The organism is Luteimonas padinae, assembly GCF_014652935.1.
Taxonomy (GTDB): Bacteria; Pseudomonadota; Gammaproteobacteria; order Xanthomonadales; family Xanthomonadaceae; genus Luteimonas; species Luteimonas padinae.
The window spans coordinates 283,786-307,307 of record NZ_BMZT01000002.1 but is presented as its reverse complement, the minus strand read 5'-3'; the positions used below and the strand labels follow the sequence as shown (position 1 = coordinate 307,307).

General features: G+C 71.5%; 24 protein-coding genes and 1 other RNA gene. 11 read left to right on the top strand and 14 right to left on the bottom strand.

Annotation, left to right across the window (positions count from 1 at the left end):
* Positions 1-16: 16 nt before the first annotated feature.
* Together grpE and hrcA are read right to left on the bottom strand one after the other, a co-directional pair.
* Entirely contained in the window at positions 17-526 is a 510-nt protein-coding gene (grpE, locus tag IE168_RS03220) for a nucleotide exchange factor GrpE (protein WP_189495154.1), read from the bottom strand.
* A complete protein-coding gene (hrcA, locus tag IE168_RS03215) occupies positions 523-1,614 on the bottom strand; it encodes a heat-inducible transcriptional repressor HrcA (RefSeq protein WP_189495152.1) in 1,092 nt (363 codons plus the stop codon). The genes grpE and hrcA overlap by 4 nt, the downstream gene beginning before the upstream one ends.
* A gap of 90 nt (positions 1,615-1,704) precedes the next feature.
* Here hrcA and recN point away from each other — a divergent pair, with 90 nt between their 5' ends.
* Positions 1,705-3,384 carry a DNA repair protein RecN gene (recN, locus tag IE168_RS03210; RefSeq protein WP_189495150.1) on the top strand — a complete coding sequence of 560 codons (1,680 nt, stop codon included), beginning with the start codon at positions 1,705-1,707 and terminating at the stop codon, positions 3,382-3,384.
* Positions 3,385-3,414: 30 nt separating this feature from the next.
* Here recN and fur read toward each other — a convergent pair whose 3' ends face one another.
* Entirely contained in the window at positions 3,415-3,819 is a 405-nt protein-coding gene (fur, locus tag IE168_RS03205) for a ferric iron uptake transcriptional regulator (protein ID WP_189495148.1), read from the bottom strand.
* 104 nt (positions 3,820-3,923) lie between these two features.
* On the opposite strand from fur, the gene IE168_RS03200 reads away from it, so the two are divergent.
* A complete protein-coding gene (locus IE168_RS03200; RefSeq protein WP_189495307.1) occupies positions 3,924-4,319 on the top strand; it encodes an outer membrane protein assembly factor BamE in 396 nt (131 codons plus the stop codon).
* A 1-nt stretch (position 4,320) separates the two neighbouring features.
* Here the strand turns inward: IE168_RS03200 and IE168_RS03195 are convergent, their stop codons facing one another.
* Both IE168_RS03195 and IE168_RS03190 read right to left on the bottom strand, forming a co-directional pair.
* Positions 4,321-4,578 carry an RnfH family protein gene (locus tag IE168_RS03195; RefSeq protein WP_189495146.1) on the bottom strand — a complete coding sequence of 86 codons (258 nt, stop codon included), beginning with the start codon at positions 4,576-4,578 and terminating at the stop codon, positions 4,321-4,323.
* Between the two features lie 2 nt (positions 4,579-4,580).
* The gene (locus IE168_RS03190) at positions 4,581-5,009 is read right to left on the bottom strand and encodes a type II toxin-antitoxin system RatA family toxin (RefSeq protein WP_189495145.1); all 429 of its coding nucleotides are present in this window, start codon (positions 5,007-5,009) and stop codon (positions 4,581-4,583) included.
* Between the two features lie 23 nt (positions 5,010-5,032).
* Here IE168_RS03190 and smpB point away from each other — a divergent pair, with 23 nt between their 5' ends.
* Entirely contained in the window at positions 5,033-5,530 is a 498-nt protein-coding gene (smpB, locus tag IE168_RS03185) for an SsrA-binding protein SmpB (RefSeq protein WP_189495143.1), read from the top strand.
* Between the two features lie 6 nt (positions 5,531-5,536).
* Here the strand turns inward: smpB and IE168_RS03180 are convergent, their stop codons facing one another.
* On the bottom strand, positions 5,537-7,741 hold the full coding sequence (locus IE168_RS03180; protein WP_189495141.1) for a CHASE domain-containing protein: 2,205 nt from the start codon (positions 7,739-7,741) through the stop codon (positions 5,537-5,539).
* 172 nt (positions 7,742-7,913) lie between these two features.
* Between IE168_RS03180 and ssrA the strand changes: the two genes are divergently transcribed.
* The 5 genes from ssrA to IE168_RS03155 all read left to right on the top strand — a co-directional run bounded on the left by ssrA (position 7,914) and on the right by IE168_RS03155 (position 14,668).
* Positions 7,914-8,267, top strand: a transfer-messenger RNA (tmRNA) gene (gene ssrA, locus IE168_RS03175).
* Positions 8,268-8,405: 138 nt separating this feature from the next.
* Complete coding sequence (gene fdhD / locus IE168_RS03170; protein ID WP_189495139.1) at positions 8,406-9,263, top strand: formate dehydrogenase accessory sulfurtransferase FdhD; 858 nt, start codon at positions 8,406-8,408, stop codon at positions 9,261-9,263.
* Positions 9,260-11,611, top strand: a complete 2,352-nt coding sequence (locus IE168_RS03165; protein ID WP_189495137.1) for an FdhF/YdeP family oxidoreductase — start codon at positions 9,260-9,262, stop codon at positions 11,609-11,611. Before fdhD ends, IE168_RS03165 begins: the two co-directional genes overlap by 4 nt.
* A complete protein-coding gene (locus IE168_RS03160; RefSeq protein WP_229823043.1) occupies positions 11,601-12,668 on the top strand; it encodes a response regulator in 1,068 nt (355 codons plus the stop codon). The genes IE168_RS03165 and IE168_RS03160 overlap by 11 nt, the downstream gene beginning before the upstream one ends.
* Complete coding sequence (locus tag IE168_RS03155; protein WP_189495136.1) at positions 12,665-14,668, top strand: ATP-binding protein; 2,004 nt, start codon at positions 12,665-12,667, stop codon at positions 14,666-14,668. Before IE168_RS03160 ends, IE168_RS03155 begins: the two co-directional genes overlap by 4 nt.
* A gap of 54 nt (positions 14,669-14,722) precedes the next feature.
* Here the strand turns inward: IE168_RS03155 and IE168_RS03150 are convergent, their stop codons facing one another.
* From IE168_RS03150 to IE168_RS03115, 8 genes are all read right to left on the bottom strand, one after another.
* Positions 14,723-15,448: a helix-turn-helix domain-containing protein gene (locus IE168_RS03150; RefSeq protein WP_189495134.1), complete on the bottom strand. Its 726-nt coding sequence runs from the start codon at positions 15,446-15,448 to the stop codon at positions 14,723-14,725.
* Between the two features lie 148 nt (positions 15,449-15,596).
* Positions 15,597-16,274, bottom strand: coding sequence for a YiaD family glycine zipper/OmpA-like lipoprotein (locus IE168_RS03145; protein WP_189495132.1), 678 nt, complete (start codon positions 16,272-16,274; stop codon positions 15,597-15,599).
* Between the two features lie 95 nt (positions 16,275-16,369).
* Positions 16,370-17,512 carry an alanine racemase gene (alr, locus tag IE168_RS03140; protein WP_189495130.1) on the bottom strand — a complete coding sequence of 381 codons (1,143 nt, stop codon included), beginning with the start codon at positions 17,510-17,512 and terminating at the stop codon, positions 16,370-16,372.
* A gap of 4 nt (positions 17,513-17,516) precedes the next feature.
* Positions 17,517-18,932 (bottom strand): replicative DNA helicase, encoded by a 1,416-nt coding sequence (locus tag IE168_RS03135; RefSeq protein ID WP_189495128.1) that lies wholly within the window; start codon positions 18,930-18,932, stop codon positions 17,517-17,519.
* A gap of 200 nt (positions 18,933-19,132) precedes the next feature.
* Positions 19,133-19,585 (bottom strand): 50S ribosomal protein L9, encoded by a 453-nt coding sequence (gene rplI / locus IE168_RS03130; RefSeq protein WP_189495126.1) that lies wholly within the window; start codon positions 19,583-19,585, stop codon positions 19,133-19,135.
* A gap of 100 nt (positions 19,586-19,685) precedes the next feature.
* The gene (gene rpsR / locus IE168_RS03125; RefSeq protein WP_144893764.1) at positions 19,686-19,916 is read right to left on the bottom strand and encodes a 30S ribosomal protein S18; all 231 of its coding nucleotides are present in this window, start codon (positions 19,914-19,916) and stop codon (positions 19,686-19,688) included.
* Between the two features lie 11 nt (positions 19,917-19,927).
* Complete coding sequence (gene rpsF / locus IE168_RS03120; RefSeq protein WP_189495124.1) at positions 19,928-20,362, bottom strand: 30S ribosomal protein S6; 435 nt, start codon at positions 20,360-20,362, stop codon at positions 19,928-19,930.
* Between the two features lie 671 nt (positions 20,363-21,033).
* Positions 21,034-21,375: a HesB/IscA family protein gene (locus IE168_RS03115; protein WP_189495122.1), complete on the bottom strand. Its 342-nt coding sequence runs from the start codon at positions 21,373-21,375 to the stop codon at positions 21,034-21,036.
* Positions 21,376-21,476: 101 nt separating this feature from the next.
* On the opposite strand from IE168_RS03115, the gene asnS reads away from it, so the two are divergent.
* The 3 genes from asnS to IE168_RS03100 are packed head-to-tail and all read left to right on the top strand — an operon-like array spanning position 21,477 to position 23,507.
* The gene (asnS, locus tag IE168_RS03110) at positions 21,477-22,877 is read left to right on the top strand and encodes an asparagine--tRNA ligase (RefSeq protein ID WP_189495120.1); all 1,401 of its coding nucleotides are present in this window, start codon (positions 21,477-21,479) and stop codon (positions 22,875-22,877) included.
* A gap of 4 nt (positions 22,878-22,881) precedes the next feature.
* On the top strand, positions 22,882-23,187 hold the full coding sequence (locus IE168_RS03105) for a hypothetical protein (protein WP_189495118.1): 306 nt from the start codon (positions 22,882-22,884) through the stop codon (positions 23,185-23,187).
* Entirely contained in the window at positions 23,184-23,507 is a 324-nt protein-coding gene (locus IE168_RS03100) for a hypothetical protein (protein WP_189495116.1), read from the top strand. The genes IE168_RS03105 and IE168_RS03100 overlap by 4 nt, the downstream gene beginning before the upstream one ends.
* Positions 23,508-23,522 lie beyond the last annotated feature (15 nt).

Here is a 23,522-nt window from a genome sequence, read left to right as displayed (position 1 = left end):
CCCGCGGCCCGCGGATTCAGTCCGCCTTCGCCACGGCGACCATCGCCGGGCGCAGCAGCTGCTCGTTGAGCCGGTAGCCCTTCTGGAACACTTGGGCCACGGCGCCCGGGGCCACGCCCTCGGCCTCGACCACGCTCATCGCCTGGTGGGACTCGGGGTCGAAGGCATCGCCGGCGGCGGGAGCAATCTGCAGCAGGCCCTGGTTCGCCGTCACCCGGTGCAGCTCGCGCAGGGTCAGTTCGACGCCGTCGTGCAGCGGGCCGGAACCGCCGGCCGCGGCCAGCGCCGCGTCCAGGCTGTCGAACACCGGCAGCAGGTCGCCCAGCAGCTGCTTGTTGGCGAAGCGGCAGGCGTTCTGCACGTCGCGCTCCATGCGGCGGCGCTGGTTCTCGAGGTCGGCACGGTCGATCAGGGACTGCGCGCGCACCTGCTCCAGTTCGGCGCGGAGGGTTTCGATCACGTCTTCCAGCGGAAGGTCTTCGGCGGGCGCCTCGGCGGCGTGGTCGGGCGTGGGTTCGGTGGTCATGGCTCTGGTGGGTCCGGAATGGCTCGGTCCGGACTCAGTGGGGATGCCGCGTCGGGATTCAAGGCGGCCCCCAGCACCTCGGCGGTGGCCTGGACCACAGGGATCACCCGGTCGTAGGCCATGCGGGTCGGGCCGATCACCCCCAGCACGCCCAGCACCCGGCCATCCGCCGCGTAGGGCGCAGTCACCAGGGACATGCCGGCCATCGATGCGACCCCGGTCTCCTCGCCGAAGAACACCCGCACGCCGGGGGCCTTCACCGTGCGTTCGAGCAGCTGCAGGATCTCGCGCTTCTCCGAAAACGCCTCGAACAGCTCGCGCAGGCGGTCGAGGTCGGACAGGTCCTGCAGGCCCAGCAGGCGGGCCTGGCCGGCCACCACCATGTCCTCGCCGCCCGGCGCCAGCGCCTGCTCGGCAAGCTCGGTGGTGGCGCGCAGCAGGCCTTCGAGCTCGCTGCGCGCGGTGCGCAGTTCGCGCAGCAGGCCGGCGCGGATCGCCGGCAGCGGCTGGCCGGCGAACCGGGCGTTGAGATAGTTGGCCACCCGCTCCAGCTCGGCGGCGTCGTAGGCGCGGCGGGTCTGGACGATGCGGTTCTGCACCTCGTTGTCGGCGAAGACCACGATCGCCATCACCCGCTGGCCGTCGAGCGGCACGAAGTCGATCTGGCGGAAGGCGAACTGCTCGCGCCCGGGCACGCTGACCACGCCCACGAAGCGGGTCATCGCCGACACCAGCTCCGAGGCGCTGCCCAGCAGCGACTGGGTTCCGCCGCCGGGCGCGAGCCCCCCGCGCAGCCGATCGACCTCGGTGTCGTCGAGCGGGCTCAGCTGCAGCAGCGAATCGACGAAGACCCGGTAGCCACGCGCGGTCGGCACGCGGCCGGCCGAGGTGTGCGGCGCCGACAGCAGGCCGACTTCCTCGAGGTCGGACAGGATGTTGCGGATCGTGGCCGGGCTGACGTCGAGGCCGGCGTGGCGCGCGAGGGTCTGCGAGCCGACCGGTTCGCCGTCGCGGATGTGGCGCGCGACGAGCGTGCGCAGCAGCTGGCGGGCGCGGGCGTCGAGCGGATCGTCAGGGCGTCGGGACATGCCGCGGGTATACGTCCGCCGCGCGGCCGTCGCAAGCGGCGAGATCGGCCGATGACAGGCTGCGCGTCCCCGCGGCACAATTCACGCGCCATGCTCAAGCGTCTGTCGATCAAGGATTTCGCCGTCGTCTCCGCCACCGAGCTCGAGTTCGGGCCGGGTCTCACCGTCGTGTCCGGCGAAACCGGCGCCGGCAAGTCGCTGATCGTCGACGCGCTGGGCTTCCTGTCCGGGCTGCGCGCCGACAGCGGCATGGTCCGCCACGGCGCCCAGCGCGCCGAGCTCGACGCCGAGTTCGCGCTCGAGGATTCGCCCGCGGCGCTGGCCTGGCTGCGCGAGCAGGAGTTCGACGACGGTGGTGCCTGCCAGCTGCGCCGCACCCTGCGCGCCGACGGCGGGTCGCGCGCCTGGATCAACGGCCGCCCGGCCACGCTGTCGCAGCTGGGCGCGCTGGCCGCGCTGCTGGTGGAGATCCACGGCCAGCACGAGCACCAGGCGCTGCTGTCGCGGGGCAGCCAGCTGGCGCTCCTCGACGCCTTCGGCCGCCACGAGGCGGAGCTGTCCGCGGTCGCGCAGGCGGCGCGCGCCTGGTCGGCGCTGCTGCGCGAGCGCGACCTGCTCAACGCCGCCGGCGACGTCTCCGACCGCATCGACTTCCTCGGCCACCAGCTGGGCGAGCTGGAGCGCGAGGCGCTGGAGCCGGACGCGATCGCCGACCTGGTCGCCGCGCACCGGCGCCAGGCCCACGGCGCCGAGCTGGTGGAGGCCTGCGACGCCGCGCTGGAGCGCCTGGGTGGCGACAGCGACGCCCTGCCGGCGGCCGTGCAGCAGCTGCGCGGCCTGCTCGCGCGCATGCAGGCGCACGAGCCGCGCCTGGGCGAGGTCGACGCCATGCTCGAGGGCGCGGCCATCCAGCTCGACGAGGCCGCGGTGCTGCTCGACCGCATCCGCGCCGACCTCGACATCGATCCCGAACAGATGCAGCAGCACGACGCCCGCCTGTCGCGCCTGCACGAACTCTCGCGCAAGCACCGCGTGCCGCTCCAGGACCTCGCGGCGCACCGCGACGCGCTGGCCGCCGAGCTCGAGTCCCTGTCCACATCCGCGAAGCGGCTGGAGGGCCTGGGCGCGGAGATCGAGGCCGCCGCCGCCGCGTGGCGCGGCGCGGCCGCGAAGCTTGGCAAGGCGCGCACGAAGGCCGCCACCGCGCTCGGCAAGGCCACGACCGCACTGATCGGCGAACTGGGCATGGGCGGCGGCCGCTTCGAAGTGGCGCTCGAGCCCACCGCGGGCGAGACGCCCGACGCCCAAGGTGCCGAACGCGCCGAGTTCCTGGTCACGGCCAACGCCGGCCAGCCGCCGCGGCCGCTGCGCAAGGTGGCCTCGGGCGGCGAACTGTCGCGCATCTCGCTGGCGATCGAGGTCGCCGCGCTGGGGCTGGACGCGGTCCAGACCATGGTCTTCGACGAGGTCGATTCCGGCATCGGCGGCAACGTCGCCGGCATCGTCGGCCGCAAGCTGCGCGACCTCGGGTCCCGCCGCCAGGTGCTGTGCGTCACCCACCTGCCCCAGGTCGCCGCCCAGGGCCACGCGCACTACCGGGTCAGCAAGGCCGAAAGTGAAGGCATGACCCAGAGCGCGGTGCGCCTGCTCGACGATGCCGGGCGCCAGGAGGAACTGGCGCGCATGCTGGGCGGGATCGAGGTCAGCCGCGAGGCGCGGGCGGCGGCGAAGCGCCTGCTGCGCGAGGCCGAGGAAACACCGGCCGCGTAACGGGCCGGTCGGAGACGGCGGCTCCGGCCATCAGCGCTTCTTGCGGACGTAGAGCACCAGCGAGTGCTCTTCGAGGATGTAACCGTGCTTCTCGGCGATCTGGTGCTGCAGCGCCTCGATTTCGGGACTTTCGAACTCGATGATCCTGCCGCTGTCGACGTCGACCATGTGGTCGTGATGGCCGCCGCGGTCGATCTCGTAGACGGCGGTGCCGCCCTCGAAGTTGTGCTTCAGCACCAGGCCCGCGGCCTCGAACTGGGTGAGCACGCGGTAGACCGTGGCCAGGCCGATCTCGTCGCCCGAATCCAGCAGTTGCCGGTAGATGTCCTCGGCGGTCATGTGGTGCTGCGAGGTCTTCTGCTCGAGCAGCTGCAGGATGCGCATGCGCGGATGGGTGACCTTCAGTCCGGCCTTGCGCAGCTCGTTGGTTTCCATGCGTCTCCCGTGGACAGTCGATAGGGGGGCGCCAGCTGCCGTAACCGGTTGCCGTGGCCCGGCGAGTGTATCATCGCGCCATGTCCGTTCCGACCTGGCCCCCGATGCACAAGCTGATCGTCCCCGCCCTCGCCGTCTGTCTCACCGCGGGCTGCGGCATCCTCTACAAGCAGCCGATCTACCAGGGCACGCTGATCTCCCCGGCCAGCGTCGAGCAGCTGCAGGTCGGCATGAGCCGGCAGCAGGTCGAGGCGCTGCTGGGCACGCCGTCGATCCAGGACCCGTTCCACCACGACCGCTGGGACTACACCGCCACCGAGCGCGTCGGCCGCACCGGACGGACCGAGAAGCGCAACTTCGTGGTGCACTTCGAGGGCGATGCCGTGGCGCGCTGGGAAGGCGACTACTTCCCCAACCGCGACCAGGAACTGATCCAGGACGTGCGCCGGCAGTTCGGCCCCAACCTGGCGCGCCCGAACAACAAGCGCGGCGGCCGCTGAGTCATCGCGTCCCGCGGGCGGCCCGGCGCCGCCTCGCTTCCTTGGGATCCAGCTGCAGCGGCCGCAGCAGCTCCACGCGGTCGCCGTCGCGCAGCGGCGCATCCGCCGCCGCCCGCAGCCCGAACACCGCATAGCCATCGATGCCCTCCAGCGGCAAGCCGCTGGCGGCCACCGCATCGGCGACCGTCGCCGCCGCGTCCAGCTCGACCCGCACGGCGCGGTGCGCACGCGGCAGCGCCAGCACCACCTCCACGTGCATGCTCAGTCCGCCGAATCCGCGACGCGCACGAAGTCGTCGACCATGCGGTCGGCCAGCCCCTGCAGGCCCAGCTTCAGCGCCGGGACCAGCAGCCGGCTGCGCGGCTCGAAGTCCAGCGACAGCATGACCTTGCAGGTCGACTCGTCGAGCGCGTGGAAGTCCCAGCGCCCTTCCAGCTTGCGGAACGGGCCGTCGCGCAGCGCCATGTCGATGCGGTGTGGCGGCTGCAGCCGGTTCTCGGTGGTGAACCAGGTGCTGATGCCGCCGATCCCGAGCTCGAGCCGCCCCAGCATCCGTTCCGGCCCGGCCTCGATCACCTCGGCGCCGCTGCACCAGGCGAACCGCCGCGGATAGGCCTCGACGTCGTTGACCAGGTCGAACATCCGCGCGGCGGAGTGCTCGACCAGTGCGGACCGGGTGATCGTGGGCATGGGCGGTGTGGGAGAATGGCGCGATGGGCAAGAAGGCAAAGGATAAGGGAAAGGCCGGTGACGGGGGCACGATCGCGCTCAACAAGCGCGCGCGCCACGAGTACCAGCTGGGAGATCGCCACGAGGCCGGCCTCGCCCTGCAGGGCTGGGAGCTGAAGGCGATCCGCGCCGGCCGCGCCAACATCGGCGAAAGCTACGCGGTGGTGCGCGGCGGCGAACTGTTCCTGTTCGGCGCGCAGATCACTCCGCTGATCCAGGCCTCCACGCACGTGGTCGCCGACGAGCGCCGCACGCGCAAGCTGCTGATGCATCGCCACGAGATCGACAAGCTGGTCGGCCTGGTGCAGCGCGAGGGCTACACCATCGTGCCCACCGCGCTCTACTGGAAGGGCAACAAGGTCAAGGCCGAGGTTGCGCTGGCCAAGGGCAAGCAGTCGCACGACAAGCGCGACGCCGCGAAGGAGCGCGACTGGCAGCGCGACAAGCAGCGCGTGATGCGCCGCCACAACCGCGACGCCTGAGCCGCCTCAGCCCGGCTCCTCCGGCAGGGTGAACCTGAAGCGCGCGCCCTGTCCGGGCGTGCCCTCGCCGGTGATGGTGCCGCCGTGGCGCTCGATGATGCGCTTGACCGAGGCCAGGCCGATGCCTTCGCCACTGAACTCGTCGGTCGCGTGCAGGCGCTGGAACGGACGGAACAGCTTGTTGGCATAGGCCGGGTCGAAGCCGGCGCCGTTGTCGGCGACCTCGAACCAGTCATGGCCGCCCTCGTGCACGGCGCGGAACGAGATGCGTGCATCGGCGGCGTCGCGGGTGAACTTCCAGGCGTTGCCCAGCAGGTTGCCCAGCAGGTTGCGCACCAGCGCGCTGTCGCCCGAGGCCTGCAGCCCCGCTTCGATGTAGACGTCGACCGCGCGCCCGGGCTCGCCCTGCGAGAGCTCGGCCACGATGTCCTCGGCCATGGCCGACAGGTCCAGGCACTCGCGCCTGAGCTCGCCGCGCGACACGCGCGACATCTTGAGCAGCGCGTCGATCAGCTCGCCCATGCGCGCGGTGGCCGCGCGCACCCGCGCCATGTAGCCGCGGCCGATATCGTCGAAGGCGTCCGCATGGCGGTCCGACGCCATCCGGCTGAAGCCGTCGATGGCGCGCAGCGGCGCGCGCAGGTCGTGCGAGATGGTGTAGGCGAAGGATTCCAGCTCTTCGTTCGCGCGGGTCAGCTCGCGCGTGCGCCGCGCCACCCGCGCCTCCAGCGTGCGGTTGAGCGCGAGCACCTGGGCCTCGGCACGCAGGCGGTCGGTGATGTCCTCGACCTGCACCAGGCTGGCGATGCCCTGCCCCTCCTCGCCGGGCACCTGCGCGTAGGTCAGGTGCACGTGCCGGAGGTCGCCGTCGTCGCGCAGCAGCTCGCGCGTGACCCGGTAGACGCTGCCCGACGCACCGCGCGCGCGCAGTTCCGCGGCGCTGTCCATGCCCGTGAACAGGCCGTCGAAGTCGCGCCCCAGGAGTTCCTCGGGCGAGGCGCGGAGGATGTTGGCCAGGGCGAGGTTGCTGTCGATGATCCGGCCGTCGCGATCCAGCAGCGCCTTGCCGATGGCGGAGAAGCGCATCGCGCTGCGGAAGCGCTGCTCGCTGCGCCGGTAGGAGTCGCTCATGCGCGCGGCGATCCGCTGCGCGCGCGACTGCGTGCGCGCCAGGATCATCGCCAGCGCGAAAAGCAGCAGCGAAGCCAGCACGCCCACGTAGATCGTCCCCGAAGGCCCCAGCAGCCCGGCGCCTTCGTGCGAGCCCGGCGACTGATGGAAATCCAGCCGCCAGCGCCGGCCGTAGACCTGTTCGACCACGCTGTGGCGGGCGCCCTCGACGCCGGGTGCCGGGAAGTCCGCGTCGTCGATCGGGAACACCGCGAGTTCGGGCGCGCCCCCGGCATCCGGGACGTCGCTTCCGGCCTCGCCGATGTCGACGATGCGCATCGTCATGCCCTCGCGCCCTTCGGGCACGGCGTTGGCGACGAACACGTCCAGACGGAACGGAGCGCAGACCCAGCCGGCCAGCGCCGCAGTGCGCGCGGAGGGATTGGCCGGAACGATGCCGCTGCGGTACACCGGGGCGTAGATGACCAGCCCGGGACCCGACCCGGCCTGCACCGCCGGCATCGGCGCGGTGATGCGCGCGGCCGCGCTCGCGCGTGCGGCCCGCATGGCGTCGGCCTGCACCGGCTCGGTGAGCATGTCGAAGCCGACCGCGTCGGCGTTGCCCAGGGTCTGCGGCTCGAGCAGCACGATCGGGCCGTATTCCGGGCGTGCGCCGGGTGGATCGACCCGGAACAGCACGCGCGAGGCATGGCGCTGCTCGAGCTGGAACTCCTGCAGCTGCGCGGGCGACATCGACGCGGCGTAGCAGAGCCCGAGCATGGCCGGAAACCGCTCCGCCAGGTCCAGGCCTTCGGCATAGTTGCGCCATTGGCGCGCGCTCGGGCGCTCCACCGCGGCCAGCAGCGACACGCCGCCGCGCGTGATCAGCTCGTAGGTCAGCAGCTGCTGGCGCAGGCCGGCAGTCACCTGCTCGGCATCGGCGACGAGCCGGGCCTCGGCCAGCGCCCGCTCCCGGTTGCCGGCGCCGGCCGCGTAGATGGCCACGAGGGCCAGCGAGGCGAGGAGGACCAGGCCCGCCAGCATGTAGCCCTGGCGGGGTGGCAGCGGCTCGCCAGCGGGCATGTCGTCGCGGATGACCATCGGCGGCGAGGATAACGCGAGCCGCGACCACGCCGGAGGCCGCGTGCCACGACGCGGGGCTGAACGCCGGCGCATGCGCATCGCCATGTCCCTTGCGGACGCCGCCTGCGCCCCTATACTGGATCGGTCAAGCGCGTTCTCTGCCATCCGGCAGGCCAGCTGTCCCGGACACGGGGGTGTACTGGCTTCGACGGGGGTTGCGAAATCGCCTGGTGCATGCCGAGGGGGCAGCTTTCCTCGTAAATCCAGCGGCAAACTTCTAGTTGCCAACGACGACAACTACGCTCTCGCCGCTTAAGGCGTAAGCCCCGAACCCACTTGTGCCCGTGCTCGTGGATGTAGGGTCACTATCACGGGAATCCAGCCGCGGCGGCCGCCTGTCTGCCGCGGTTGAACTCACAGGCTGGTTTCCTGGCGCGCTTCGCACACCGTGCTGCCGGGGAACGAGATCCAACGGTGGGCTAAGCATGTAGGACTGGGGATGGAGTGCCTTCGGACGCGGGTTCAATTCCCGCCACCTCCACCACTGCAAGACCAGGAAAGCCCGCGCAAGCGGGCTTTCCTGCCTCTGGCGGCCGTGAACCCATGCTCCCGCGTGGATCCGCGCGGGCGCATGGCCGGCAGCCGCATTGCCCCTTCCAGCCGGCAAGGCCATCCTGTCCGCATGCACGCCTCCGATCCCTGCCCGTCCCCGCCTCCCGCCGGCAGCGTCCTGCGCCGGGTCGAGCGCTGGCGTGGCGACGCCCGCCGCCTCCTCGACGACCATGTCGCCGAGGAGGTCCCCGTCGCCTTCGTCTACAACGACGAGCCCTTCGCCGTGATGATGGCCACGCCGGCGGACCTTCCAGATTTCGCCATCGGCTTCGCGCTCAGCGAGGGCATCGTGGAGCGGCGGGAGGACGTGGCGATCGAACGCATCGAGGAGCTGATCGAAGGCGTCGAGATCCGGCTGCGCATCCCGGCCGCGCGCGCGCAGGCGCTGGCGCTGCGCCGCCGCAGCATGAGCGGGCGCAGCGGCTGCGGGGTCTGCGGCAGCGAACTGCTGGAGGCGGCACTGCGCTATCCGCCGCCGGTGGCCTCCGACGTGCGGGTCAGCGCGGGCGCGCTGCGCCGGGCCCTGGCCGACCTGCGCTCCGCGCAGCGCATCACCGCGCTCACCGGCGCCGCGCACGCGGCGGGCTGGGCCTCGCTCGACGGCCACCTGCAGCTGGCGCGCGAAGACGTCGGCCGCCACAACGCGCTCGACAAGCTGATCGGGGCGATGGCCGCCGCGGGGCACGATCCCGGCGCCGGCTTCCTCGTGGTCACCAGCCGCGCCAGCTACGAGATGGCGATGAAGGCGGCCAGCGCCGGCATCTCCTTCATGGCCGCGATCTCGGCGCCGACGGCGCTGGCGATCTCGCTGGCCGAGCAGGCGCGGCTGACGCTCGTCGGCTTCGCTCGCGACGACGGGCAGGCGGTGTACACGCACGGACACCGGCTGCTGGCGGTGCCTGACGACGCCGCGGAGGCATCGGCATGAGCAGCGATCCGTCCATCCGCGACTACGACCGTCCCGCCGGCGGCTGGGACGCGCTGAAGAGCGTCGCCCGCCAGCTGGTGAGGGAGGATGTCGGCGTCGAGGGCGCGCGCACCCTGCTGCGCACCAACCAGCCAGACGGCTTCGACTGCCCCGGCTGCGCCTGGCCCGACCGCGACCACGCCTCCACCTTCGAGTTCTGCGAGAACGGCGCCAAGGCCGTGGCCGCCGAGGCCACCCGCCGCCGCGCCGGCCCCGACCTGTTCGCGCGCCACAGCGTCAGCCAGCTGGCGGAATACAGCGACCACTGGCTGGAATCGCAGGGCCGGCTGACCACGCCAATGCGCTACGACGCCGCCAGCGACCATTACGTGCCGGTGACCTGGGACGAGGCGTTCGCGCTCGTCGCCAGGCACCTGCGCGCCCTGCCCTCGCCGGACGAGGCGGTGTTCTACACCTCGGGCCGCACCTCCAACGAGGCCGCCTTCCTCTACCAGCTGTTCGTGCGCGAGTACGGCACCAACAACTTCCCCGACTGCTCGAACATGTGCCACGAGTCCTCGGGCACGGCGCTGAAGAAGCAGGTCGGCGTCGGCAAGGGCACGGTCACGCTGCAGGACTTCGAGCAGGCCGACTGCATCCTGGTGTTCGGGCAGAACCCGGGCACCAACCATCCGCGCATGCTCGGCGAACTGCGTGACGCGGCCCGGCGCGGCTGCCGGATCGCGGCCTTCAATCCGCTGCGCGAGCGCGGGCTCGAGCGCTTCGCCGATCCGCAGGACAAGCTGGAGATGCTGCGCGGCGGGTCGACCCTGATCGCCTCGGACTACTTCCAGCTGAAGATCGGCGGCGACCTGGCCGCGGTGAAGGGCATCATCAAGCACGTGCTGGAACGCGACGCGGACGCGCTCGCACGCGGCGAGGCCTCCCTGCTGGACCGCGACTTCTTCGATGCCCACACCTCGGGCTTCGAGGCCTTCGCCGCCGACGTGCGCGCCGAGTCATGGGACACGATCATCGCCGAGTCCGGCCTCGACGAAGCGCAGCTGCGCCGCGCCGGCGATCTCTACCTGCAGTCGGAGCGCGTCATCGCCTGCTGGGGCATGGGCATCACCCAGCACCGGCATTCGGTGGCGACCATCCACATGATCGCCAACCTGATGCTGCTGCGCGGCCACATCGGCCGTCCCGGCGCCGGGCTGTGCCCGGTGCGCGGGCACAGCAACGTGCAGGGCGACCGCACGATGATGATCTGGGAGCGGCCGCCGGCGGCCTTCCTCGACCGGCTGGGCGAGGTGTTCGGCTTCGAGCCGCCGCGCGCGCCCGGCTTCGACACCGTGGCCGCCATCGAGGCCATGATCGACGGCCGCGCGAAGGTGTTCTTCGCCATGGGCGGCAACTTCGCCGTGGCCACGCCCGACAGCGACGCCACCGCGCGCGGCCTGCGCAGCTGCGCGCTCACCGTCAACGTCACCACCAAGCTCAACCGCAGCCACCTGGTGCACGGCCGCGAGGCGCTCATCCTGCCCTGCCTCGGCCGCACCGAGATCGACGTGCAGGCGGCCGGGCCGCAGGGCGTGACGGTCGAGGACTCGATGAGCATGGTGCACATGTCGGCGGGCATCCACGCCCCGGCGTCGGACACGCTGCTGTCGGAGCCGGCGATCGTGGCGCGGCTGGCGCAGGCCACGCTGGGGGCACGCTCGAAGGTCGACTGGGACTGGCTGGTCGAGGACTACGACCGCATCCGCGACCTCATCGCCCGCGTGTTCGACGACTTCCACGATTTCAACGCCCGTGTGCGCGTGCCGGGCGGCTTCCGGCTGTCGAACGGCGCGAGCGTCCGCCGCTGGGACACCGGTGACGGGCGCGCGCGCTTCGTTCCCGCCGCGGTGCCGGTCGACAGTCCCGTGCATCGCGCCCGCGCAGAACGCAGCGCGCAGCCGGTGTTCACCCTGGCCACGATGCGCTCGCACGACCAGTACAACACCACCATCTACGGCCTCGACGACCGCTACCGCGGCGTGTTCGGCGAGCGCCGGGCGCTGTTCGCCAACGCCGCCGACATCGCCGCCCTGGGGCTGGCGCCGGGCGACCGCGTCGACCTGGAAAGCCTCTCCGACGACGGCGTGCGCCGGCAGGCCCGCGGCTTCCTGCTGGTCGCCTACGACATCCCGCGCGGCTGCCTGGCGGCGTACTACCCGGAAACCAACCCGCTGGTGCCGCTGGGCAGCTTCGCCGATGAATCACGCACGCCGACGTCGAAGTCGGTGCCCGTGATCGTGGTCCCCCACGTGGCCGACGCCACGGCGCCGCGCCAGCGCGACATCCCCGCCACCGTTGTCGGTTGACGCGTCCCTGCTGCACGCGCTGCTGGCCGAGCTGGCGGCGCATCCCGACGGCGTGTCCGCCCCGCGCCTGTGCAAGCGCCTGGGCCTGCGCATGAGCGTGCTGCTGCGCACGCTGGCATGGATCGGCGAAGACGCGGTAGGCACGCACCAGGGGCCGGGCTGGGTGCGCACGGTCGACGACGGCGCGCGCATGATGGTCCACCTGACCGGCGCAGGCCGTGCCCTGCTCGCCACCGTGCCGGGCGCGTCCGCGCCGCTGTGCGATCCTCCACCTCCCGCCGATGACACGCACCGCCCCGGCATGACGTCCGCCGCCCCCCCGACCACAGCGCCCGCCGCCAGCGTCCGTCCCGACATCCTCGTCGTCGACGACGACACCGACATCGTCGCCCTCATCGACCGCTACCTCGATGCCCACGGCTTCGCCGTGCGCGCCGCGCACAGCGGTGCCGACATGCAGGCGGCACTTGCCGCGGCCGCGCCGGACCTGGTGCTGCTCGACCTCGGCCTGCCCGACATCGACGGCCTGTCGCTGCTGCAGCAGCTGCGCACGCACTGGCAGGGCCCGGTGATCGTGGTCAGCGGCCGCGGCGAGGCGGTGGAGCGTGTGGTCGGGCTCGAGCTCGGCGCCGACGACTACGTGGCCAAGCCCTTCGACTTCCGCGAACTGCTGGCGCGCATCCGTTCGCTGTTGCGCCGCGCCGCGCCGGCCGAACCGCAGCCCGCCGCCGGCCCGCCGCGCCGGCTGGCCTTCGCGCACCTGGTCATCGACCTCGGCGCGCGCCGCATGCACGATGCCGGCGGCGCCGAGATCCCGCTCACCACCGGCGAATTCGACCTGCTGCGGGCGCTGCTCGAGCGCCCGAACGAAGTGCGCAGCCGCGACGAACTGATGACCGCGCTGCATGGCCGCGAGGCCGGGCCCTTCGACCGCGCGATCGACGTCGCCATCGCCCGCCTGCGACGCAAGGTCGAGCCGGACCCCGCCAACCCCGACCTGATCCGCTCCGTGCGCGGCCTGGGCTACCTGCTCGCCGCCGAGGTGCGGCCGGCATGAGCGGCGGCGCGCGCCCGGAGCCCGGCATCCCGGGCCTGTTCGAGGCGGTGCCCGACGCGCTGGTGGTGATCGGCCCCGACGGCCGCATCCTGCACGCCAACGGCCACGCCGAGGCGCTGTTCGGCCACGCGCGCGGGAGCCTGGAAGGGCGCGAGATCGAGGAGCTGCTCCCGGCCGCGGCGCGCGCGCGCCACCGCGCCTATCGCGACCGCTACATGAACCAGCCGCACGTGCGTCCGATGGGCGCCACCGGCCAGACCCTCACCGGGCTGCGCAGCGACGGCACCGAGTTCGCGGTCGAGATCGCGCTGAGCCCGCTGCAGTTCCCGGAAGGCCAGCGCTACCTGGCGTCCGTCCGCGACATCTCCGGGACCCAGCGCGTGCGCCAGGCGCTGGCCCGGGCGCGCTACGACGCCATCGCCGCGCGCATCGGCCAGCTGGCGCTGGAAACCGGCACCGTGGCCGAGCTGATGGAGCTGCTGCCGGGACTGCTGGCCGACGCCCTGGGCGTCGACTCGGTCGCGATCCTGGCCTCGCCACAGGACGGACAACCGGCCGGGATCCGCACCGCCACGGGCCCGGCCTGGCAGGTGGGCAGAACCCCGCCGCGGCCGTTCGCCGGCGAGCACCGCGAGGCCTGGATCATCGAGGACATCGCCGCCGATCCTTCAGGCGCCGCGCTGTTCCCGCTGCCGCTGCCGCGTTCGGGCAGCGCGGTGATGGTGCCCGTGCTCGAACGCCACCGCGTGGCCGGCGCACTGCTGGCCACCGCCGCCGAGGCCCGCCGCTTCGACCACGACGCGCGCCATCTGCTGCAGTCGGCCGCCGCCACGCTCGCGGCCTTCGTCCAGCAGCGCCGGGCCGAGGAGCAGCTCGCGCACGCGCACCGGCTCGACGCCATCGGCCAGCTCACCGGCGGCGTGGCCCACGACTTCAACAACCTGCTGACGGTGATGTCGGGCAGCCTGCAGCTGCTCGAGACCGAGGTCGAAAGCGACGCCGGGCGCGCCCTGCTGGCCAGCGCACTGCGCTCGGTGGGGCGCGGCGCGGAGCTGACCGCCAAGCTGCTGGCGTTCGCGCGCCGCCAGCGCCTGCTGCCGCGCGAGGTCGACGTCCAGGCGCTGCTGCACGACATCGGCCAGGTGCTCAAGCGCACGCTGGGCGACGCGGTGCGGCTGCGGATCGAGGTGCAGCCCGGGCTGTCCAGCGCCTACGTCGACGCCGGCCAGCTCGAGGCCGCCCTGATCAACCTCGTGCTCAACGCCCGCGATGCCCTGCTCCACGGCGGCGGGATCGTGGTCGCCGCCGGCGAGGAGCAGGTGGCGCATGCCCGCCCCGGCCTGGCCCCCGGGCGCTACCTGAAACTGACGGTCAGCGACAACGGACGCGGCATGCCGCCGGACGTGCTGGCACGCGCGATGGAGCCGTTCTTCACCACCAAGGGGCGCGAACGCGGCAGCGGACTGGGCCTGAGCATGGTCCACGGCTTCGCGCGCCAGAGCGGCGGCGACCTGGAGATCGACAGCCGCCCCGGCGTGGGCACCGAGGCGCGCCTGTACCTGCCGGTCGCCGCGCGCGGCGGCTCCGGCGCGCCGGCCGGGACAGCCGCCGCGGCCACGCCCTCGTCGGGTCGCGGCGAGCGCGTGCTCGTGGTGGAGGACGATCCCGCGGTGCGCGCGATCAGCGCGGCCTTCCTGCGCGCGGGCGGCTATGCGGTCGAGGCGGTGGGCGACGCCGAAGCCGCGCTGGAACGCCTGCGCGACGACGACGGCATCTCCCTGCTTTTCACCGACGTGATGCTGGGTCCGGGCATGGACGGCAAGCGCCTGGCACAGCAGGCGCGCGCGCTGCGTCCCGGGCTGCCGGTGCTCTTGACCTCGGGCGACGAGGAACACGCCGCCGACGCCGACGCCACGCCGGGGCTGCGCCTGCTGCGCAAGCCGTGGCGGCGCGAGGACCTGGTCGACGCGGTGCGCGCCGAGCTCGCCAGGCCGCACTGAGGCCGGCGCAGGTGCGCGGCGGGCCGGAGTCGCCCGCCCGGCGCGCAACGACGGTCAGTGGCAGCGCGCGTCCTCGCCGGCCAGCACGGCGCGCAGGCCGGCCTCGTCGACCATGCGGATGCGCCGCCCGCTGACCTCGATCATGCCGCGGGCCTGCAGGCGCGACAGCGCGCGGGTCACGGTTTCCAGGGTCAGCGACAGGAAGTTGCCGAGTTCGGCGCGGGTCATGCGCAGCTGCAGCAGTCCGGGGTCCAGGCCGAGCGTCGCGAAGCGCGCCGAGAGGTCGAGCAGGAACGCGACCACGCGCTGGTCCGCGCCCAGCGTGCCCACCGCCAGCATCCAGCGCCAGTCGCGGCGGATCTCGCCGGCCAGCATCGCGGTCACCCGCGACTGGATCTCCGGCAGCATGTCCTGCAGCCGGGCGCAGGGCAGCTCCCAGACCTCGGCGGCGTCCAGCGCCAGTGCGTCGCAGGCGTGCGCGGGCATGTCGATGGAATCCAGGCCCAGCAGGTCGCCGCGCATGCGGAAACCGGTCACCTTCTCGCGGCCGTCCTCGCTCAGCACGCTGGTCTTGAAACAGCCGCTGCGCACGTAATAGAGCGAATGCCGCGGCTGGCCGGCATGGAACAGCGCCTGCCGCGGCTCGAGGCGGTGCACGCGGGGCGGCCAGCGCAGCAGCAGGGATTCCAGCGCGGAGGCGGCGTGCTGCTGGCGATCGTCGGGCCAGCCATGGGCGCGCACCTGCGTCAGGACCTGGCTGGACATGGCGTTCTGGAACATGCGGGCGGCTCCTGCAGTGCGATGCCACCCACTCTATCCAGGCCCGCGCCGCGGACGGGCAGCGGGCGGTAACCGTTCGTAACGGAATGTAACAACGACAGGGGCCGCACTCGGCGGCCCCTGCTTCACGAAGGTTGCAGACGCGGCATCAGCCCTGCAGCGGCACCACGCGGATCTCGACGCGGCGATTGAGGGCGCGGCCCTGCTCGGTCGCGTTGTCGGCGATCGGCATCGACTTGCCGAAGCCCACGACCTCGAAGCGCTCGCGCATCAGGCCCTGGCCGATCAGGTAGTTGGCCACCGAGGACGCGCGCTGCTCGGAGATGCGCTGGTTGACCGCGTCGCCGCCGACGTTGTCGGTGTGGCCGGCCACCTCGACGATGGTCTGGTTGTAGTCGGCCAGCGTCGCGGCGACGTTGTTCAGGGCCGGGTAGAACTGCGGCTTCAGCTCGGTCTTGTTGAAGTCGAAGGTCACGCCGTCCGGCAGGTTGAGCTTGATCACGTCGCCCTCGCGGTCGACGACGATGCCGGTGCCGGCGGTCTGGCGGCGCAGCTCGGCTTCCTGACGGTCCTGGTAGGCGCCGACTGCGCCGCCGGCCAGGCCACCCACGCCGGCGCCGACCAGGGCGCGCTGGCGGCGCTCGGTGGCGTCCGAACCGCTCAACAGGCCGGCCACCGCGCCGATGCCGGCGCCGACCAGGGCGCCCGTGCGGGTGCGGTTGGGGTCGTTGGGATCGCTGGTCTGGCCGGTGTAGCTGGCGCAGCTGGTCAGCATGACCGCGCCGGCGGCCAGGGAAGCGAGCAGGATTCGGGGCGAAGTGCGCATGGTGGAGGCTCCTGTGGCGGGCGGCGGGCGCCCTGTTGGATGAACGGGGCTACGCTACCCGCGCTCGCGTCCGCGCGCGGTGATGGGCGCGAAGCCTATTCAGCCGACGGAAAGCCACCGCCGCGATACACCCGCGGGATCCGGTCGTTGAGCCCGACGAGCACCTCGTACGGGATCATGCCGGCGGCTTCGGCCACCTGCTCCGCACGCAGTTCAGCGCCGTCCTGGCGCCCGATCAGCACCACCTCGTCCTCGTTCCAGGCGCTCTGCTCGCCGATGTCGACCATGAACTGGTCCATGCACACGCGCCCGACGATCGGGAAGCGGCGCCCGTGGATCAGCACCGATCCGCGCGAGGACAGCGCGCGCGGATACCCGTCGCCGTAGCCGATGGGAATGGTCACAACGCGCGTATCGCGCAGGGGCGCCCAGGTCGCGCCGTAGCTGACCGGGTATCCGGCCTCCACCACCTTGAAGTAGACCACCCTGGACACCAGGCTCATAGCCGGTTCCAGCGCCACCGTCGGGCGGCAGGCCGCGCCGGGCAGCACGCCGTAGAGCATGATCCCGGGCCGCACCATGTCCAGCCGCGTCTGGGGGAAGTGCAGCACGCCGCCGGAATTGGCGATGTGCCGCGGCGGCATCGGCGCGCCGATGCGGGTGAAGTGCGCGCAGGCCTCGTCGAAGCGCTCGAGCTGCAGCGCGGTCATCGGCGAGTCTGGTTCGTCGGCGCAGGCCAGGTGGGAAAAGATGCCGGCCAGGTCGATCCAGCGCGACGCCACCGCGGCCTCGATGAAGGGACCGGCGCTCCAGGCGTGCACGCCGATGCGCTGCATGCCCGTGTCGACCTTCAGGTGCACCGTGGCGCGGCGGCCCATGGCCTCGGCGGTGGCCTCGACCTGGCGCAGCTTCTCCAGCGACGACACCGTGATCTGCAGATCGTGCGCGATGTACTGCGCCACCTGCGGCGCGAACACGCCGCCCAGCACCAGGATCGGCACCGTGATGCCGGCCCGGCGCAGCGCGATGCCCTCCTCCGGGAAGGCCACGCCCAGGTGCTCCACGCCCACCGACTGCAGGTGCCGCGCCACCGGCACCAGGCCGTGGCCGTAGGCATTGGCCTTGACGATGGCCATCACCGGCACCTTCACGTGCTCGCGGATCGCACGCAGGTTGCCGGCGATGCGGTCGAGGTCGACCAGGGCCCGGGTCGGGCGTTCGGAAACCGGCAGGCCCATGACGCTACTCGAAGCTGCCGACGGAGTCGTGGGCCAGGTTGTCGAAGCGGGTGAACTCGCCGAAGAACCTCAGCTTCACCGAACCCGTGGGCCCGTTACGCTGCTTGCCGATGATCACCTCGGCCAGGCCCTTGTCCGGCGAGTTTTCCTTGTTGTAGTAGTCGTCGCGGTAGATGAAGACGATCACGTCGGCGTCCTGCTCGATGGCGCCCGACTCGCGCAGGTCGGCCATCACCGGGCGCTTGTCGGTGCGGGTTTCCAGCGAGCGGTTGAGCTGCGACAGCGCGATCACCGGCACGTTGAGCTCCTTCGCCAGCGCCTTGAGCGAGCGGCTGATCTCCGAGATCTCGGTGGCGCGGTTCTCGCTGTTGCCCGGCACCTGCATCAGCTGCAGGTAGTCGATCATGATCATCCCGAGGCCGTGCTCGCGCTTGAGGCGGCGCGCCTTGGCGCGCAGCGCGTCGGGCGACAGCGCGGGCGTGTCGTCGATGAAGATCCTGGTTTCCTTCAGCAGCCGGATGGCGCTGGAGATGCGGCTCCAGTCCTCGTCCTCGAGCTGGCCTGTGCGCAGGCGCGCGGCATTGACGCGGCCGACCGACGAGATCAGGCGCAGCGCGAGCTGGCTGGCCGACATTTCCATCGAGAACACGGCCACCGGCTTCTTCGTCTTCATCGCGGCGTATTCGGCGATGTTGAGCGCGAGGGTGGTCTTGCCCATGGCCGGGCGTGCGGCCAGGATGATCAGGTCGGTCGGCTGCAGGCCCGCGGTCATCTCGTCGAACTCGACGTAGCCGGTCGGCAGGCCGGTGATGCCGCCACCGCTGTTGTAGCGGGTCTGCAGCACGTCGAAGGCCTCGGCCATGGCCTGGTTGACCGCGGTGAAGTCCTGGCGCCCACGGCTGCCGGCTTCGGCGATCGCGAAGACCTCCTGCTCGGCCTTGGCCAGGATCTCCGCGCTGTCACGGCCCTCGGGCTGGAAGCCGTCGTTGACGATTCCCGTGCCGACCTCGATCAGCTGCCGCAGCACCGCCTTGTCGCGCACGATCTCGGCGTAGGCGACGATGTTGGCGGCCGAAGGCGTGGTGGTGGCGAGCTCGACCAGGTAGGCGCCGCCGGCGACGAGCTCGGCCTCGCCCTGGGATTCGAACCACTCGCCCAGGGTCACCGCGTCGAAGGGCCGGTTGCGCTCGGCCAGCTCCTTGATGGCGCGGAAGATCAGCTGGTGGTCGCGGCGGTAGAAGTCGGTCTCGTCGAGCTGGTCGCCGACGCGGTCGTAGGACTCGGGCGACAGCATCAGCCCGCCCAGCACCGCCTGTTCGGCCTCGACCGACTGCGGCGGCAGGCGCAGCTGCTCGACCCGGGCATCGCCGCGCCCGTGCAGGTCGCGGCCATCGCGCTTGAAGCCGGGTCTTGCGCTCATCGGTATCGGGACTCCCCTGGCGGGACCGTCGTCGCGGCCCCTGGTGCTGTGTCGGACTGACATCGTACTGGCCCCCGGCCGGGATGCGTTGCAGACAACCCTGTGGATAACCGGTGGGTATCGCAGGAACCGCGACCGCGCCGCGCTGAAACGGAAACGGGCGCCCTGCGGCGCCCGTTCCGGATCCCGAGCCTGGAGGCTCAGGCGGCTTCGGGTTCGACCACGACCTTGACGGTGGTCTCGACGTCGGCGTGCAGGTGCACCACGACCTCGAACTCGCCGACGGTGCGGAAGGCGCCCTCGCCCATCACCACCTCGGACTTCTCGACCGGGGTGCCGGCCTTGGTCAGGGCATCGGCGATGTCGCGCGGGCCGACCGAGCCGTACAGCTTGCCTTCGGTCGAAGCGTTGGCGTAGACGGTGACGCTGGCGCCCTCGAGCGCGGCGACGCGCCTGTTGGCCTCGTCCAGGCTCGACTGCGCCTTGGCCTCGTACTCGGCGCGGCGCGCCTCGAAGCTGGCCAGGTTGGCGGCGGTGGCCGGGACGGCCTTGCCCTGCGGCACCAGGAAGTTGCGGCCGTAGCCGGGCTTCACGGTGACCTTGTCGCCAAGGTTGCCGAGGTTGACGACCTTCTCGAGAAGGATCAGATCCATGGGATGTACTCCGTATTCGTTAGCGGCACGCCCACGCGCGCCGCAACCGTTGCTGTCCGAATGGACGGTGGCCGGGCCGCCCGTGGCGGGCGGCGCGGGATCAGACGTTGTGGTTGTCGGTGTACGGGATCAGGGCCAGGTAGCGCGCGCGCTTGACGGCGGTGGCGAGCTGGCGCTGGTACTTCGACTTGGTGCCGGTGATGCGGCTGGGGACGATCTTGCCGTTCTCGGTCAGGTTCTGGCGCAGGGTGTTGAGATCCTTGTAATCGATCTCCTTGACGCCCTCGGCGGTGAACTTGCAGAACTTGCGGCGGCGGAAGAACTTGGACATGTCGGTGATCCTCAGGCGGCTTCGGAGTTGTCGGCGTCGGCGGCGGGCTTGTCGCCCTCGCCTTCCTCGTCGTCACGGCGGCGGCGCTCGCCGCGCTCCGGACGGTCGGACTTCTCCGGCTTCTCGTCCTTGTTCTTCATGATCAGCGACTGCTCGGTATCGGCCTCGTCGCGGCGGATCACGAGGTGGCGCAGGATGGCGTCGTTGAAGCGGAAGCCTTCGATCAGTTCGTCGAGCACGGACTGGCCGGCTTCGATGTTCATCAGGACGTAGTGGGCCTTGACGAGGTTGTCGATGGGGTAGGCCAGCTGGCGGCGGCCCCAGTCTTCGAGGCGGTGGATCTTGCCTTCGGCACCTTCGATCAGGGTCTTGTAGCGCTCGACCATGGCCGGCACCTGTTCGCTCTGGTCCGGGTGGACCAGGAACACGATCTCGTAGTGACGCATGTTGTTTCCTTGTGGATATCGGCCGCGGCGACGTGCCGCGGGCCCGGATAGCCCCCGGACGGTCCGGGCGGACGCCGTGGGGCAAGGGTCTCCCGGTGGACTGGGAGCCGCACATTATGGCAGCCGACCGGGTTTCCGCGCAAATTGTTGTTTTCAGGGGCTGTCCTTCCTGTCCTCCGGCTTCGTGGGGGACGCGTGCCACTACGCGGTGGGTATGGACCGGCGAAGCAGCCCGGTCCGCTATGCGGCCCGGCCCGGCCCGGCCCGGCCCGGTCCGGCCCGGCGCAGCGCGCCGGGCGTTCGCGCGGGCGTGGGCTTTCCCGGCGTCGGGAGTGACGGCGTCCGTAGAACCTTCCGCGCAGTCCCCTGGCTGTTGTGCGATAGCCGCACGCATGGACGTAGGCCTTGGGCTTTGGGTCAGGTCTCAGGCCACCGCACCGTCCGTCGCGGAGCGCGGAGTCCGCCGCTTTTCGCCTGGCCGTGCCAAGAAGGTGGTGCAGGAGGTGGGTGGCGGGGGGAGTGCGGAGAGTGGGCCATGGATGGCCCACGCCCCCGCTTTCAGCCATGGATGGCTGACGGCGGGGCGGAGCACTCCCCCCGCCAGCCGCCTCCTGCGGCGCGAACCATCACCAAGGAATCAGGCCAGCCCGGAAAGCCGGGCGATACGGACCTCAAGCCACCTTGTCGGCGTCGGTCGTGAAGCTCTCGCCGCAGCCGCACTCGGCGGCTGCCTTCGGGTTCCTGAAGGTGAACTGCTCGCTCAGGCCCTGCTTCAGGAAGTCCATCTCCGTGCCGTCGACCAGGGGCAGGCTGTCGGCGTCGATGAAGATGCGCACGCCGTCCTGTTCGAAGACGGTGTCGCCGGGCTCTTCGCCGCGGGCGAGGTCGACCGAGTAGCCCCAGCCCGAGCAGCCGGTGCGACGCACGCCGAAGCGCAGGCCCACGGCCGAGGGATCGGAGGCGAGATAGCCCTTCACGCGTTCGAGGGCGGCGGGAGCGAGGGTGATGGCCATGGCGCCATTCTACCCGTCCGCGCCGGCGCGCGGCCCTGAACCGTGGGACGGTGCGTCCGGTAGACTTTCCGCTTTCCCCTACTTTTCCAAGGATCCAGGGCATGACGGTGGTCAGCGTCGAACACGCGCTCGCGGGCAAGGTCGCCGCCGGCGGCGAAGTCACGGTCCGCGGCTGGGTGCGCACCCGCCGCGATTCCAAGGCCGGGCTGAGCTTCGTCAACGTCAGCGACGGCTCCTGCTTCGCGCCGATCCAGGTGGTCGCGCCGTCGAGCCTCGACAACTACGAGGCCGAGGTGAAGCGCCTGACCGCCGGCTGTTCGGTGATTGCCACCGGCACGCTCGTGGCCTCGCAGGGCCAGGGCCAGAGCTTCGAGATCCAGGCGTCGTCGATCGAGGTCGTGGGCTGGGTCGAGGATCCGGAAACCTATCCGATCCAGCCCAAGGCGCACTCGCTGGAGTTCCTGCGCGAGGTCGCCCACCTGCGCCCGCGCACCAACCTGTTCGGCGCGGTGACCCGCATCCGCCACTGCCTGGCGCAGGCGGCGCACCGGTACTTCCACGAGAACGGCTACTTCTGGATCAACACCCCGATCATCACCACCTCGGACGCCGAGGGCGCCGGGCAGATGTTCCGGGTGTCGACGCTGGACCTGGCCAACCTGCCCCGCCACAAGGACGGCGGCGTGGACTTCGACCGCGACTTCTTCGGCAAGGAGACCTTCCTCACGGTGTCGGGCCAGCTCAACGTCGAGGCCTTCGCGCTGGCGATGAGCAAGGTCTACACCTTCGGCCCGACCTTCCGCGCCGAGAACAGCCACACCACGCGCCACCTGGCCGAGTTCTGGATGATCGAGCCGGAGATCGCCTTCGCCGACCTGGCCGAAACCGCCCGGATCTCCGAGGAATTCCTCAAGTACCTGTTCAAGGCGGTGCTCGACGAGCGCGCCGACGACATGGCCTTCATCGCCGAGCGGGTGCAGAAGGACGCGGTCACGCGGCTGGAGGCGTTCGTCAACGCGCCGTTCGAACGCATCGAGTACGGCGACGCCATCGGCCTGCTGCAGAAGTCCGGGCACAAATTCGACTTCCCGGTCGAATGGGGCCTGGACCTGCAGACCGAGCACGAGCGCTGGCTGACCGAGCAGCACGTCGGCCGCCCGGTGGTGGTGACCAACTACCCCGAGCACATCAAGGCCTTCTACATGCGCCTCAACGACGACGGGAAGACCGTGGCCGCGATGGACGTGCTGGCGCCGGGCATCGGCGAGATCATCGGCGGCTCGCAGCGCGAGGAGCGGCTGGACGTGCTCGATGCGCGCATGGACCAGTTCGGCCTCGACCGCGAGCACTACGGCTGGTACCGCGACTTCCGCCGCTACGGCACCGTGCCGCACGCCGGCTTCGGGCTGGGCTTCGAGCGCCTGGTGGTCTACGTCTGCGGGCTGTCCAACATCCGCGATGCCATCCCCTACCCGCGCGCGCCGGGCACGGCGGAGTACTGAGGCCGTGCTGCTGTTCTTCGCCCTGTGCTTCGTCGGCGTGGCCATTGCCGGCGCCTGTGCGTACATCATCTTCTGGCCGCTGTCGCTGGTGCACCTGCGCGACCGCCATCCGGAGGTGCGCGAACGCCTGGGCGAAGGCGCCTTCCTGAAGCCCGCGGCGATGCTGTGGCTGCTGGGCGGCGGCTACCGCGAGACCCGCGACCCGGACTTCACCGGACTGGCCACGCCGGCGCGGGTGGCGCTGTCGACGGTGATCTTCGGCCTGGCCGGGGCCGGGATCCTGTCGCTGTGGTCGGTGGCGCTGTCATGAGCGGCTTCGACGAAGCCCGCCCGCACGACGAATGGTGGCTGGCCACGCTCGGCCGCACCGTGGTCTGGGCGCGGCTGCGGGTGCGCGAGGCCGGCACCGCCGAGGTGCTCGACAGCGACGCCAACACCCTGGTCTACGACAGCGAGGACACCGCGCGCTCGATGCTGCTCGACGCAGAGTTCGTGGCCTTCGACGGCCTCGATGACAGCGACGCCGCCGAGCGCGGCTTCCTGCTGGCCGAACTGGTGCCGCCGCAGGGCGACGACGACGCCGCGCTCCAGGCCGGCATGGTGCAGAAGCTCGGTGGCCGCGGCAGCTGAGCTGCTCCGGGCGAA

Coding starts and splice junctions, on each gene's coding strand:
- IE168_RS03100 (WP_189495116.1), top strand. CDS start 23,184: ATGAGCGGCTTCGACGAAGCCCGCCCGCACGACGAATGGTGGCTGGCC.
- rpsR (WP_144893764.1), bottom strand. CDS start 19,916: ATGTCCAAGTTCTTCCGCCGCCGCAAGTTCTGCAAGTTCACCGCCGAG.
- IE168_RS03135 (WP_189495128.1), bottom strand. CDS start 18,932: ATGAGCGCAAGACCCGGCTTCAAGCGCGATGGCCGCGACCTGCACGGG.
- rpsF (WP_189495124.1), bottom strand. CDS start 20,362: ATGCGTCACTACGAGATCGTGTTCCTGGTCCACCCGGACCAGAGCGAA.
- rplI (WP_189495126.1), bottom strand. CDS start 19,585: ATGGATCTGATCCTTCTCGAGAAGGTCGTCAACCTCGGCAACCTTGGC.
- IE168_RS03200 (WP_189495307.1), top strand. CDS start 3,924: ATGCACAAGCTGATCGTCCCCGCCCTCGCCGTCTGTCTCACCGCGGGC.
- alr (WP_189495130.1), bottom strand. CDS start 17,512: ATGGGCCTGCCGGTTTCCGAACGCCCGACCCGGGCCCTGGTCGACCTC.
- recN (WP_189495150.1), top strand. CDS start 1,705: ATGCTCAAGCGTCTGTCGATCAAGGATTTCGCCGTCGTCTCCGCCACC.
- smpB (WP_189495143.1), top strand. CDS start 5,033: ATGGGCAAGAAGGCAAAGGATAAGGGAAAGGCCGGTGACGGGGGCACG.
- IE168_RS03165 (WP_189495137.1), top strand. CDS start 9,260: ATGAGCAGCGATCCGTCCATCCGCGACTACGACCGTCCCGCCGGCGGC.
- grpE (WP_189495154.1), bottom strand. CDS start 526: ATGACCACCGAACCCACGCCCGACCACGCCGCCGAGGCGCCCGCCGAA.
- fdhD (WP_189495139.1), top strand. CDS start 8,406: ATGCACGCCTCCGATCCCTGCCCGTCCCCGCCTCCCGCCGGCAGCGTC.
- IE168_RS03180 (WP_189495141.1), bottom strand. CDS start 7,741: ATGGTCATCCGCGACGACATGCCCGCTGGCGAGCCGCTGCCACCCCGC.
- fur (WP_189495148.1), bottom strand. CDS start 3,819: ATGGAAACCAACGAGCTGCGCAAGGCCGGACTGAAGGTCACCCATCCG.
- IE168_RS03195 (WP_189495146.1), bottom strand. CDS start 4,578: ATGCACGTGGAGGTGGTGCTGGCGCTGCCGCGTGCGCACCGCGCCGTG.
- asnS (WP_189495120.1), top strand. CDS start 21,477: ATGACGGTGGTCAGCGTCGAACACGCGCTCGCGGGCAAGGTCGCCGCC.
- IE168_RS03155 (WP_189495136.1), top strand. CDS start 12,665: ATGAGCGGCGGCGCGCGCCCGGAGCCCGGCATCCCGGGCCTGTTCGAG.
- IE168_RS03115 (WP_189495122.1), bottom strand. CDS start 21,375: ATGGCCATCACCCTCGCTCCCGCCGCCCTCGAACGCGTGAAGGGCTAT.
- IE168_RS03145 (WP_189495132.1), bottom strand. CDS start 16,274: ATGCGCACTTCGCCCCGAATCCTGCTCGCTTCCCTGGCCGCCGGCGCG.
- IE168_RS03150 (WP_189495134.1), bottom strand. CDS start 15,448: ATGTTCCAGAACGCCATGTCCAGCCAGGTCCTGACGCAGGTGCGCGCC.
- hrcA (WP_189495152.1), bottom strand. CDS start 1,614: ATGTCCCGACGCCCTGACGATCCGCTCGACGCCCGCGCCCGCCAGCTG.
- IE168_RS03190 (WP_189495145.1), bottom strand. CDS start 5,009: ATGCCCACGATCACCCGGTCCGCACTGGTCGAGCACTCCGCCGCGCGG.